This is a genomic window from Streptomyces sp. 1222.5 (assembly GCF_900105245.1).
GTDB lineage: Bacteria > Actinomycetota > Actinomycetes > Streptomycetales > Streptomycetaceae > Streptomyces > Streptomyces albidocamelliae.
On the sequence record NZ_FNSZ01000002.1, the window covers coordinates 127,657 to 140,173 of the forward strand.

The window sequence follows — 12,517 nt, forward strand, 5'->3', positions numbered from 1 at the left end:
GGTCACTTCTCCTTGGCCAGGTCGCCGAGTTCGATGCTGTGCCGGCCCGGCTTCAGCGTCAGTTCCTGCTCGTGGACGTCACCGCCCCGGTCGCGCCAGGTGATCTGGGTGGGCAGCGGGCCCTTGATCCCCTTGCCGAGGCCGATGTGGATGTCGGTGCTGCGCTTGCCGGAGTGGCCGCCGCCGCCGTCGATGCGGTCGACGCGCTTGGTGCCGTCGGGCAGCTGGACGCAGACCTCGGCGCCCACGACGGGGGCGCCGTCGGGGTGGGTGAGCGTCAGGCCCAGGTAGGCGCCGGTGTGCCGGCTCACGTTGTGGTAGAAGACCGGCTCGCCCCACTGGCGGGCCACCGCCAGGTCCAGGCGGCCGTCACCGTCGACGTCGGCGGTGGCGAGGCCGCGGGTGGGCATCGGCTCGCCGATGCCGAGGGCCTCGGACAGGTTGACGTACTTGCCGGTCGCGGGGTTCTTGGCGTAGAAGCGCATGCGCTGGTTGCCGGCCAGGTCGTCGCCGTGGCGGACGTTGGGCCACCACTGCGGGTTGGCCACGAGGGCGTCGTTGGCGGTGGCGAGTTCCTGGAGCTGCGGCCAGCGGTTGGTCTTGCCCTTGACGAAGCCGTTGGCCTGGGTGATCTCCAGGTCGCCGTTGTTGTCGAAGTCGCCCATCTTCACGTCCCAGCCCCAGCCGGACCAGGCGAGGTTGAGACCGGAGGACTTGTCCTTGAACGGCGCTTCGCCCTTCTGGAAGCTCTTGCGCAGGTCGGCCTTGCTCTTGGCCTGGTCGAAGAAGGCGAAGTTCGACTCCTGGATACCGAACGACGTCGTGATGTTGCTGACGAACATGTCGTACAGGCCGTCGTGGTCCAGGTCGCCGAAGTCGACGCCCATGCCCTTGAACGAGCTGCGGCCCAGTTCCTTGGACTTGGGCACGCTGCCGCTGTGCACGGCCTTGACCTGGGCGAACTTGATCGTGCCCGGCTTGGATTCGTTGTACAGCAGCGCGGAGGTGCCGAAGTCGTGGGCGAGGAACATCTCCGGCAGGTGGTCGCCGTCCAGGTCGGCCGCGGAGGCGCCGAGCGTCCAGCCGTGGTTGATGCCCTGCGGGATGGCGTCGTCGACCTTCTCGTAGCCGTTCTTCGTCCAGCGGAAGAAGTGGCCGCCGCCGCCGTTGGTGGCGTGCGACAGCGAGGCGTTCATGGTGACGTCGCCGTCCTTGGTCGGGTCCAGGACGGGGCTGTCGGGGAAGTAGTTGCCGATGAAGATGTCGGCGTGGCCGTCACCGTCGTAGTCGGCGACGGCGGCGGCGTTGGAGTTCCACATCGGGCCGGTGTACTTCGCGCCGGACTTGCCGGGCAGCAGCTCGGTCGGCCGGAAGGAACGGGCCGTCAGCGGCTGCCCCTTGTGGGCCTGGTTCACGAAGATGACCGGGGTGCGGCCCCAGTAGTAGACGAGGAGGTCGATCTTGCCGTCCTCGTTGTAGTCGCCGGGCACACAGCCCATGGGCGCCATCGTCCTGCTGGTGCCGAGCGGCGCCGGGTTCAGCGCGAACGGCGCGTAGGCGTCCTTGCGCGTCGGCGCCGGGGTGACGAAGGCCTGGTCGATGCGCGGGTCGACGACGCACAGGTCGTTGGACAGCCCGTCCCCGTCCATGTCGTTGACGGCGATACCCGCACCGACCGAGGAGATCCACGCGGCGATGTGCTTGTACGCCTTGTTGACCTGCCGGATCTCCTGCTTCTTGAATCCGGCGGGCTCGGCGATGGACATCGGCTCGAACGAGTAATTCTTTGCCAGGCTGTCGACCTCGGCGGCCGAGGACTCAGGCAGCCGGACACCGTAGAAAGTGCCCACCATCAGGGCCAGGGCGACTATTCCCGGTGAATTTCTGCGAATCCAGTTCTTTGCGACCGTCACTGGTCAGCACCTTTCGAAACGAGCGACGAGGAAGCGAGTTGCGCGGCGATGTCGTGGCGCCATGCCTCGTAGGCCGGGAACGGGCCGGCGGACTCGGGCGTACGGGGCCGGGTGTCACGGCACACCTGCGCGGCACCCTCGGCCGTCGTGCCGCACACCACGCGGGCCGCGAGGTGGGTGTGGTCGATGACCGTGCCGGCCTTGATCCGCGCCTCGGTGGCGAACGCGGACCCCTGGGCGAGCGCCCAGCGGTGCTCGCCCGCGCCCTCGACGAAGCGGGCGAGTTCGTCCTCGCCGACGCTGCCGGCGTAGGCGCAGGCGAGGCCGGCGCCCGCGTAGAGGTCGGAGTGCCGGTGCTCGGGGTAGGCGCGGATCAGGCCGGTGACGACGTCGGGGTCGGTGCCGCCGACGAACCACAGGGCGCGGCCGATGCCCTGGTCGATGGCGTTGGCCGTGTAGTGGTTGTGACCGCCGCGCCAGCGGAAGGGGTGCTGCACGTGCGGGGTGCGCACGTACGCGCCGGTCTTGAAGTACGCCTGGTGGAATCCGTAGCCGTCCAGTGCCAGCCAGCGCAGCAGCGGGTCGGTGGAACGGATGTCGGGCCACAGCGGCTTGGGCAGGCGGGCCATCGCCCAGCCGATGCCGACGTAGATCATGTAGTCGTGGTCGCGGCCCCGGCCGGCCAGCAGCCCCTGGAGCCGGCCGCCGTGTCCGGGCAGCGAGTCGTACACCGCCGCTCCCATGCCGGCGCCCTCGTAGGCGAAGCCGCGCATGTCCCGCGGGACGGTCTCCAGCAGTTCCTCGGCCTCGGCGGGCGAACCCGCCTCCACCGCGTAGGCGTACCCCTTGAGGAACACCTCACCGATGTACTCAAGGCGTTGCTTTGCTTCCGCGTTCTTCACATGAAAACCGCGCACCTCCATGGTCGTCTCGGAAACCGGAGGTGTGAGCAATCGGCGCCTGAAAGCGCCAAAGAAACTGGACACAGCAGTGAACCGCCCCTCTCGAATCCCTTGAATCCCCCAGCGAATCGAATGTAGTCAGGGGCCTCGGAGGGGCGTCTACTTCAGATGTGCTCAAACAACGGCGGCGCTCAGTTGCCGGCGCACATTGCGGCGCCATACCTCGTAGGCCGGTCCGGTCCCGTCCTCGGGGGCGGTGGCCGCGCAGTCGTCGGCGAGGCGCGCGACGGCCTCGACGGTGCGCCCGGTGAACGCGTGCACCGCGGCGCTGCTGTGCTCGGGGACGTACCCGGAGTGGTGGCGGGCCTTGGCGGCGAACACGGCGCCCTGCGCGAGGTGCCCGGCGAGGTCGCCCGCCTCCGTGTGCAGTGCGCTCAGGCCGGCCGCCGTCGTGCCGCCCGCGAAGGTCGAGGCGAGGCCGACACCGCTCCACAGGTCGGCCCTGCGGTCGCCGGCGAACGCCCGTACGGCCGCGGACACGTTGCCCACGTGGCCGCCGTGGATGAACCACAGCGCGCGGCCGACACCCTGGTCGAAGGCGCGCTGCCAGTAGTCGGGGGCGCCGTCCCAGGCGTAGGGGGTGTCGAGGCGCTGTCCGTCCACCCAGGTGCGGGTGTCGAAGTAGGCGCGGTCGAAGCCGTAGCCGTCGACGCACAGCCAGCTCATCGCCGGGTACAGGTCGGGCTCGTCCAGGTCCGGGACGAGCTTCTTCCACAGCGGCCTGGGCAGTTTGGCCATGGCGAAGCCGATGCCGATGTAGTTGAGGAAGATGTGCGGCCTGCCGCCGCCGCGCAGCAGATCGGCGGTGCGGTGACCCTTGGGGCCCATCGTGTCGCGGATCGCGCAGGCCATGGTGGCGCCCTCGTAGGCGAAGCCCCGGTTGAGCGGGTCGACGAGCGCCAGCCGGCGCTCGGTGGTGGCGGTGTCGCGGTCCTCGATGCCCCATTCGAAGCCGGTCACCACCGCCTGCGGTACGGCCTCCAACTGACGTGTGTGGTCGGTGGGTTCCACGCGGAATCCTCGCCGCGCGAAGCCGACCTCGTCCAGGGACGGAGCCATGATGAGCCTGCGCAGCGCTCCCAATGCCGGCACGGACGCCTCCTCGTAAGCGCCGCTCCCTTACCGGCGGCGGGGCTGCCATGGTCATCGTCCCGGCGGCGGTGAGGCATCTTCGTCCGTGCGCTGTGCGCCGCGGTCAGCGGAGGCGGCGCACATCCACCTCTTCGTCGTGCACGGCGCGCCCGCAGTGCGAGCAGTGCAGTTCGACCTCGACGCGGCCCTCGCAGCCGAGGTGGTCGGCGCGCCTGGGCGGGCCCAGTTCCTGCGGCAGGTTGCGGTCCCCCCACTGCATCAGGGCGACGACCGCCCGGGTCAGGTCCCGGCCCGCCGGGGTGAGCCGGTACTCGTGGCGTACCGGCTTGTCCTGGTAGGGCACCCGTTCCATGATGCCCTGCTCGACCAGGCGGTTCAGCCGCGAGGAGAGCACGTTGCGTGCGATGTCCAGGTGGGACAGGAACTGGTCGAAGCGCGTGGTGCCGAGGAGCGCCGAACGGACGATCAGAAGGGTCCAGCGCTCGCCGACGACCTCGAGGGAACGGGCGAGACTGCAGTCCTGTCCCTCGTACGTGTGTCTCAGCATGCGATCACTCTAGGCAGGGTGAGTTGCGTGAAGGTACCCGACTTGGCGAAGCCGTTGCGAGTCGGCCGGGATGTTCAGGCCGCCATGAGCATGCGCTGACCGCCGCCGGTGGGACGCTGGTCGAAGCTGCTGTAGGCGTACGCGGCGGAGACCAGCGTCATGTGGTGGTGCCAGCCGGGGTAGGAGCGCCCCTCGAAGTCGAGCAGTCCGAACCCGTCCGACAGGGTGCGCACGGACCTCTCCGCCTGGGCGAGCGTCCGGGTCAGGGCGAGCACCGACTCCATGCGGGTGTGGGTGAGGCTGGTCAGATACATCTGGACGGGGCGCCGCCCGCCCTCTGGACGGACGGCGAAGAGGCGGTACGTGCGGTCGATGCGCTCGCCGCTCTGTCCCGCCCTGGGCAGTCGTACGAAGGCGGACATGACGGTGGTGTGCCGTCCGCGCCCGTCCCAGGGGGCCACGCTCTCCATCCGGGTGAGGGTGCCCGCGTCGAACTCGAACAGGCTGCGGGCCGCGAGCACCAGGCCTTGCCCGTCCTCGCCGTTCGGGCTCTGCATGCGCAGGCGCCGGCCGACGGCGACTTGGAGCCGGTCGGGGATGGCCACCACGAAGTCCCGTCCGCGCAGCGCGAGTCCGTGGATCAGGGAGGTCGCGTGCGTCCCGCCGGCGGCCTCCAGGTCGGCGACGACCGGCAGGGGTGCGGTGCGGCTGTTGCCGGCGAGGGTGTCGACGAGGTCGAGGGCGTGCTGCTCGACGGAGCGGGGGCCCACCTCGGCGGGGATCTTGGTCCGGACGCGGCGCTCGTGGTCCTTCACCCAGGAACCGGGAAGCAGCAGGCGCCAGTCGACCGGCACGGCCCGTTCGTAGGAGGACAGGAACATCCCGATGCCGACCTGGCAGGTCACCGAGCGGCCGGTGGAGGCCAGGAAGCGGCGGTGCACACCGCAGGAGTGCTCGCCGCGCTTGCGCAGCATGGCCGGGGTGATCACGCAGGCACGCGGGGCCAGTCGCGGCTCGACCCAGCGGGTGAGTTCCGCCCGGACCGGCATCCAGTCCCACGGGCTGGCGCTGACGAACTGGTGCAGCGACTGCGAGGCGGCGGGCGACGCCGAGACGGCCGCGGCGAGCCGCCGGACCGTCTTCTTGCCCTCAGTGACGAGCAGTCCCTCCACGTAGGCCTGCGCCCAGCGCCTCTGGTCGCTGCGCGGCAGGCACTCGAAGACACTCTCCGCGAACACCGGTAGCGAGGCCTGTGAAGCCATCAAAGCGTGCGTGACCATGGCAAGTTCCCTCCCTGACATCGGCCGGCGACTGCTGGCCACGCTAAAATAATAGCGAACGCCCTCTTTTTTTCACGACTAAGGAGAGTTGCCGGATGCACTTCGCCAAGTCGGTCCTCGCCGGGCCTCGCGACACGGTCGTCGCGCCGACTCCGCGGGAGCGCCCTGTCTCGGGCTACGGCGTGCGCGGCAGTAGCGCTGACCTGCGCGGCAGTCCACACGCCGGCCTCGGCCGCCATCTCGCGCAGCTTGGGCAACTCCGGGTTGCCAGGAATCGCGAGGTGGCGCAAAGGTGGTGGTCTGAGGCGATCTTCGACTCGGCTACGGACAGCACGGCCGTGCGCTGCCCGGGGAGTACGCCCGCGTGCACTCCGGCGGCCTGCAGCCCTCTTCGGGAGACGGCATGGTGAAGCAGGAGCGGGCCATGCGTACGCGCGAGGCCCTGGTCAGAGCGGCGGCGTCGGAGTTCGACCGTGCCGGCTACGAAGGCACGTCACTGTCGCGCATCAGCAAGTCGGTCGGCGTGTCCATAGGCGCCGTCACCTTCCATTTCTCGTCCAAGAGCGAACTGGCCGACGCGGTCCAGCAGGCCGGGCGGTCGGTGACCCGGACGGCGGTGGAGGGTGTTCTCGCCGAACCCCGCTCGGCGCTGCGCGTGGTGGTCGATCTGACGCTGATACTGGCCCAGTTGATGGAGCGGGAGCCTTCCGTCCGGGCCGCCATCCGCCTCAGCCGCGAGCGTCCGGACGCCGTCCCGTGGTCCGAGGTCTGGCTGCCGACGGTGCGCCGGCTCCTCGACGAGGCACATGAAACCGGTCAACTTCGTGCAGCCGCCCTGCCGGCGGACGTCACGACGCTGGTGGAGTACCTGACCAGCGGTGCGGAGGCCTATCTGCGCAGCCGTATGGGCTCGGACATGGCTTTCGAGAGCGCGGTGGCCCAGCTCAAGCGGCTCTGGCACGTGGCCATCGCGGGCGTGGCGGTCGACACGGGGGCCCACGCGGCCGGCGGCCCCGCGGCCGCCATCACCGAGGAGCCGGTCCTCCTCGGCCCGTCAGCCGTGGTGGTCGGGGACGGGCGCCAGTAGGGAGCGGTACCACGGTGCGGCCCCCGGCACCCGGGACAGCGGACCGGGACCGGGGTCGCATGCCGCCCTGCGCCAGATCTCGCGGCTGTCGTACCAGTGGTCGCGGGCCACCAGAGCGAGCTGGCGCTCGTTCAGCCGACAGGGCGACGCCCGCAGAAGGGACCGGCACTCGTCCCAGGCCAGTTCCGCCGACACCGCCGGCAGGCCGAGGTGCCGGGTCAGAGCCGCCAGGAGGTCGCCGGTGGTCACCGGATCGGGATGGCTGGCGTGCCAGACGCGGGGCCCGGGCAGGGGGGCCACCGTGGCGATGTGCGCGATGAGACGCGAGAGGTCCTCCACGGCGACCATGGAGACACGCGCGCGGCCGCCGTTCCACAGGGCCGGTACCGCGGTGATGAGTTCGGCGAGAGCGGGTACGACCCACCGGTCCCCCCGCCCCAGCACGAGGCCGGGGCGCAGGACGCACGCTCCTGCCGCCAGGGCGTGCTTCTCACCGGCGAGCCGGGTGCGGCTCGGGACGGACAGGGGGGCGGGGACGACCTCGTCCACACCTATCCCCCGGTGCGGGCCCGGCCCGTAGACGGCCGCCGTGGACAGGTGCACGATCCGCTCCACCCCGGACCGGGCCGCCTCACGCATCAGCGCGGCGGTCCCGTGGACGTTGACCGCCGTGCTGTACGCCTCGTTGGAGCTCTGCGAGGCCGCGAGGTGCAGCAGCACATCGGCGCCGTCGCAGACGCCCCGCAGGCTGCCCGGCTCCTCCAGGTCGGCCGGCGTCCACTCGTCGGCCAGTCCCGCGGTACCGACGGGTAGCCGTCTGCCGACCACACAGACGTAGGCGGGCCCGCCGGCCTCGCCGCGTAACCGTGCCAGCTGGTGCAGCACCGCCGATCCGATGAACCCGGTGGCACCGGTCAGCACGACCCGCGTACGTCTCATGCCGCGAGTCTCGCGACGTCGGCGGGCAGTTTCACCCGGGCCCGGCCCTGCGGGGTGGCGATGGCCGGCAGGAAGTACCTCCACATGGAGACCAGGCGTTCGGGAAGGTCCACGTACCCGCTGGCGATGTTGGAGAAGACCTGCGTACCGGTGTAGGCGCCCACCAGCACGTTGGCGAACTCCCGTTCATCGACCTCGGGAAGCAGTTCGCCCTGCTCGCGCGCGGCACGCAGGTGGACGTACAGCTGCTCTACCCACTCCTGGTAGGCCGTGTCGTCGCGCGGCCCGAACTCACCCTGCTCGACGGCGAGTCGGACGCTGGCCCGGAACAGCACGTTGCTGACCAACTGATGGGCGGTGAAGAACGTCAGGTCCACAAGCCCCTGCAGGCCGAACCCTTCGGATGGATGTGCGACGAACTCCTGCTGGCTCGTCAGGACGGCATGCGCCAGCTCCCGCTTCGACTTGAAGTGGAAGTACATCCCGCCCTGCGTGACGTTGGCGCGACTCATGATCTTGCTGATGCTCGCGCCGCTGTATCCGAACTCGTCGAAGATCTCGGCGGCCGCAGTCAGGATCGCGTCTCGCGTCCTTACTGCCCTCTCTTGCTTCGGCTCGCCCATTGCTGGTCCCGACTCTCTCGACAAAAAAAACGAACACCCTTATTTTACAGGTCGGGCCCCTCGACCGATAGAGGAGGGGCTTCCGCATACGAGCGCCAGGGGGAGAGGCATGCTCATCACCACGGAACGACCCACTGCGGTGAGACAGCCCGTGCTGACCACGACGGTTGCCCGGGAGTACGTGCATCGCGCGGCACTGTCTGAGGTGTTCCTGACCGGCTGGAGCAAGGGGGGGCCCGACAGCTTCACGGTTACCGCGCAGTGGCCGCGCAGCCACAGCTTCTACAGCTCCGAGCACGGCCTGTACGACCCGCTGCTGCTGAGCGAGACGGTGCGGCAGACGGGTCTGCTGCTCATGCACGTCGGCTACCACATGCCGTTCGGACACCAGATCAGCTGGTCGCGGCTCCAGTACGCGATCAACCCGCAGGCACTGCGCATCGAACCCACGCCCGCCGAGATCGAACTCCATGTGACCTGCTCGGACATCAAGTACCAGGGCAAGATGCCGCGAACCATGGTCATGCACCTGGAGGCCGTTCGCGCCGGCTCCCTGCTGGCCATGGCCAGCATCCGGTTCAACAGCCACTCCCCCGCGGTCTACCAGCGCCTGCGGGCGGGCCGGAACACCCAGGAGATCTTCGCGGCCGTTCCGGAGCCGATCGAGCCGGTCTCGCGGGCCGCCGTCGGCCGCCTGCGCCTGCAGGACATCGTCCTGTCGCCGACCGAGGACAGCGGTCGCTGGCAACTGCGCGTCGACACAAGCCATCCCGTGCTGTTCGACCACCCCGTCGACCACGTGCCGGGCATGCTCCTGCTGGAGGCCGTCCGGCAGGCGGGCCACGCCATGGACCCCGCGCAGGCGGGGGCGGCCCTGCCGGTGTCGCTGGACGTCTCGTTCAACCGCTACGTCGAGTTCGACGAGCCGTGCTGGATCGAGGCGGAGCAGATACCCACGACGTCCTCTTCATCCGGCACCCGACGCACTCTGCGCGTCAATGCCAGACAGAAAGGTTCCTTCGCCTTCCATGCGACGGCGGAACTCGCGGACGCCGCCTCGCTCTGAGAACCGAGAGGCACCACTCACGCAGCACAACACAACGATGCGCCGGGGGGATGATGTAGAACGCGCATGAGCGACCCGTGCCCTGCCAAGGGGACTGTCGCCGACCGACCCCCAGTGTGCCAGCACTGGGGTCCGCGGTCTTTTCACACCGCCCGTCGAGAGCCAACTCGACGGGCGCAGGCCCGTTTCCGGGTGCCAGCCCGAGAAACGCGCGATGCCAGGTCCTGCCAGAACCAGTCAGCCGCCGAATGACGGCTTCCGCATGCCTCTTGCACAGAGACCTCTCCATAATGAACCAGAGTTTCGTAATGCACCAGCCCTCCCACCACGTTTATGCGGCGGGAGGCCCTTGTGATGCCAGTAACTGCCAGTCGGCATCCCGCCAGTCTCTGGCTGGATCCCACCGCAGCGGCGCACTTGCCCTGCCGCGCGGGCGGGTGAAGGTGCCCATGCGGCTCGTCGAGTCGCCCCACTACCCCGACGCGGCACTCAGCGTCTACATCAAGGTCAAGGCGCTCGGCCTGCGCCAAGAGGGCTGCACCGCGGGGGTCGCCACCCTCGCCGCCTACCTGGGCCTTTCAGTGTCCACCGTGCAGCGGGGCCTGGCACACCTGCGTGCCCCGGCACCCGACGGTGTCGTCGAACTCCCGTTGAACACACGCCGTTCCCTGCCGGGCGGCCGCGGCACCACCGCACGCCGCCGGGTCCGCCCCCTGGAGCCCACCGAGCGGTTCATCTGGCTGCCCGTGACCGCGAGCGAACACCTGCGCCCCCGGCTGCTGCGCGCCTACGCGATCATCGCCCATGCCGTCGTGCAGAGGGTCCCCCTGACCGAGGGCGTCCTCGCCGGCTTCCTGCGCCACCACTCCGGCCCCCGCGCCGGCCAGGCCATCAGCATCGACGCGACAGGCCGCATCATCGACGAACTGGCCGCCTCGGGCTGGATCGACGTAGTGCGGCGAGCCGGTCTCCAGGGGCGCCACGAGTTCGTCGTCAACGCCCAACCCTCCTGTGCATGCCCCGTACTTGATGACCGATCGGGTCCCGAAGTTGATGACCGTTCGCTCGCGTACAAGGAAGACCTGAAGACTGACCGACCCGACAACGACGCTGCGCCTGTCTCACCCGCCGTAGGCGAGGTACCGGTGGACAAGCACGTCGCCACTACGCGCGAAGAACCGGCCTCAGACCGGGCAGCGGGTGTGCTCGCGCTGCGCGCGGATGACAAACCCAACCTCTCCCCCGACCGCAGGAAGCCGTACTCCGGACCCCAACTCACCTTCAGCGGCAGACTCCACGCCGTACTGGAGCCGGTCCGCTTCCTGCTCGCCAACGTGAACACCTACGTGCAACGCAGGATCGGCCGGGAGATCGCGCGCCAACTCGCCGACGGCACGCCCGTGGAGCGGCTGCGAGACAGACTCACGCAACGCCTCGCACAGACCGTGGTCGCCGACATCCGGGACGCGGGCCGCTGGCTACTGGGTGTCGCGCTGCCCCGTTGGGGCTGCGCGCATCCGGACTGCGAAACGGGCGTGCTCTGGTCCACCGGCGCACGCTGCCGTATCTGCTGGGAGGTGGTCGCGGAGGGCGAGGTCGCCCGCCGGGACGGCGTACCGCTCCCCCGCCGGGAAACGGCCAAGGGGAACGGCGCACCGAGCGCACCCCGCTCCGTGGCCGCCCCCGCACCGCCCCTCACGCACCGCACGAAGACCTGCTGCCCGAGCTGCGAACGCCCCCACCGGCCAGGGCATTCCGGGCTCTGCCGAGGCTGCCGCCCCGGCCCCGACCTCGTTCCCCCCGCACCGGTGGGCGACGGCTACTGCACGGGAAGGAACGGCACCTGCGGCCGCCCCTCCCCGCACGGTCTGTGCTGGCGGTGCCGCGTCACACCGGGTGGGAGACCCGCTGCCGTACCGCTGGCGGCGGCCGCCTCGACCGAGGACTCTCAGGAACGCCCGGCCAGGGTGGGCTCGGCCTCGGGGCTCTGCTCGGATCCGACGTCCGCCGAGTCAACGACGGCCGCCGTCACGTCCGCTTCGGACACCTCGGCCACGGGGGCCCCGTATCCGGCCTTGACCGCGCGCCGTTCCTTCCACAGGTGGTAGACCGCGATGGCGAGGATGGCCGTGCCGATCAGGTTGGCGACGAAGTGCCACCACACCCGGTATGTCACGAGGGCCGGGCCCGGTTCGATCAGCCCGAACCAGGTGGACAGCCCGATGGCACGGCTGGCGCCGAGTGCGACGGAGAGGGTCAGCGCCACGTGCTCCAGGCCGTGGATGGTCTGCATCCACACGCCCATCTTGGCCCACTTGCGGGACTTGAGCTCTCCGGCGGCCCGGCGGGTGATCTGCGCGATGCCGACGAGGCCCGCAAGGAAGATGAAGTTGCCGGTCAGGTGGAGGATCTCCATGCCGAGCATGGGCTTGCTCGAGTCGACCTGCCCCATGCCGCGCGACAGACCGTTCGCCCAGGGAGTCATCCAGGCCGGGGAGTACGGGTGCGCCACCCAGTAGCCGACCTGAGCGACGTGCTCCTGGAAGTGACCTATCTGCCCGATCACACCGAGCCCGATGAGGGCGACCGCCGTCTTGTACAGCCACGGCCGGACCTGGCCCCGGTTCCCGAGGGCGAGTACGACGACTGCCGCCCACATCGCGACGGCCCACCCGATGAAGAGGACGGCGCCCAGGGTGTCCAGAGAAGAAACGGTACTTCCCATGCCTCCCATCCCGCTCATTCCGTGTGCTCCGTGCGTGTGGTCCATGAAAATGCCCCCTCCGGCTCCGACTTCGAGCAGCGACCTGTCTGACGCTCTGCGTGATCTTAGGAACTCGGGCCACTGCGCGGCTACTTCAGCGGTGCGCAATTTCAAGTGCTTCGTACACGAATCCTCCTGACGGTGTGCCAGTGGTTCTCACACCCTGCGGACGGTCCGGCCAAGCCGGACATCCGACCGGCTCCGCCGACTATTACGCCGTAATAGCGCCCGCGCAGTCGGACCC

At 69.7% G+C, this 12,517-nt stretch carries 10 protein-coding genes; 2 read left to right on the forward strand and 8 right to left on the reverse strand.

The window, feature by feature from the left end; genetic code table 11:
• Positions 1 to 2 precede the first annotated feature (2 nt).
• From BLW57_RS40070 to BLW57_RS40090, 5 genes are all read right to left on the reverse strand, one after another.
• Positions 3 to 1,853, reverse strand: a complete 1,851-nt coding sequence (locus BLW57_RS40070) for a CRTAC1 family protein (RefSeq protein WP_093481242.1) — start codon at positions 1,851 to 1,853, stop codon at positions 3 to 5.
• A gap of 56 nt (positions 1,854 to 1,909) precedes the next feature.
• A complete protein-coding gene (locus BLW57_RS40075; RefSeq protein WP_093481243.1) occupies positions 1,910 to 2,899 on the reverse strand; it encodes a DUF1702 family protein in 990 nt (329 codons plus the stop codon).
• A 90-nt stretch (positions 2,900 to 2,989) separates the two neighbouring features.
• Positions 2,990 to 3,967 (reverse strand): DUF1702 family protein, encoded by a 978-nt coding sequence (locus BLW57_RS40080; RefSeq protein ID WP_093481244.1) that lies wholly within the window; start codon positions 3,965 to 3,967, stop codon positions 2,990 to 2,992.
• Between the two features lie 103 nt (positions 3,968 to 4,070).
• On the reverse strand, positions 4,071 to 4,514 hold the full coding sequence (locus BLW57_RS40085; protein ID WP_093481245.1) for a winged helix-turn-helix transcriptional regulator: 444 nt from the start codon (positions 4,512 to 4,514) through the stop codon (positions 4,071 to 4,073).
• Between the two features lie 74 nt (positions 4,515 to 4,588).
• Positions 4,589 to 5,776, reverse strand: coding sequence for an IS701 family transposase (locus BLW57_RS40090; RefSeq protein WP_371127883.1), 1,188 nt, complete (start codon positions 5,774 to 5,776; stop codon positions 4,589 to 4,591).
• A gap of 421 nt (positions 5,777 to 6,197) precedes the next feature.
• Here BLW57_RS40090 and BLW57_RS40095 point away from each other — a divergent pair, with 421 nt between their 5' ends.
• Positions 6,198 to 6,881, forward strand: coding sequence for a TetR/AcrR family transcriptional regulator (locus tag BLW57_RS40095; protein ID WP_256339894.1), 684 nt, complete (start codon positions 6,198 to 6,200; stop codon positions 6,879 to 6,881).
• On the opposite strand, the gene BLW57_RS40100 is transcribed toward BLW57_RS40095, so the two are convergent.
• Together BLW57_RS40100 and BLW57_RS40105 are read right to left on the reverse strand one after the other, a co-directional pair.
• Entirely contained in the window at positions 6,849 to 7,820 is a 972-nt protein-coding gene (locus tag BLW57_RS40100; protein ID WP_093481247.1) for an NAD-dependent epimerase/dehydratase family protein, read from the reverse strand. The two genes, BLW57_RS40095 and BLW57_RS40100, sit on opposite strands and share 33 nt — an antisense overlap.
• Positions 7,817 to 8,443, reverse strand: coding sequence for a ScbR family autoregulator-binding transcription factor (locus BLW57_RS40105; RefSeq protein WP_093481248.1), 627 nt, complete (start codon positions 8,441 to 8,443; stop codon positions 7,817 to 7,819). The genes BLW57_RS40100 and BLW57_RS40105 overlap by 4 nt, the downstream gene beginning before the upstream one ends.
• A 109-nt stretch (positions 8,444 to 8,552) precedes the next feature.
• Here BLW57_RS40105 and BLW57_RS40110 point away from each other — a divergent pair, with 109 nt between their 5' ends.
• Positions 8,553 to 9,509 (forward strand): ScbA/BarX family gamma-butyrolactone biosynthesis protein, encoded by a 957-nt coding sequence (locus tag BLW57_RS40110; RefSeq protein ID WP_176986005.1) that lies wholly within the window; start codon positions 8,553 to 8,555, stop codon positions 9,507 to 9,509.
• Between the two features lie 1,948 nt (positions 9,510 to 11,457).
• On the opposite strand, the gene BLW57_RS40120 is transcribed toward BLW57_RS40110, so the two are convergent.
• A complete protein-coding gene (locus tag BLW57_RS40120; RefSeq protein ID WP_371127884.1) occupies positions 11,458 to 12,234 on the reverse strand; it encodes a DUF6008 family protein in 777 nt (258 codons plus the stop codon).
• Positions 12,235 to 12,517 lie beyond the last annotated feature (283 nt).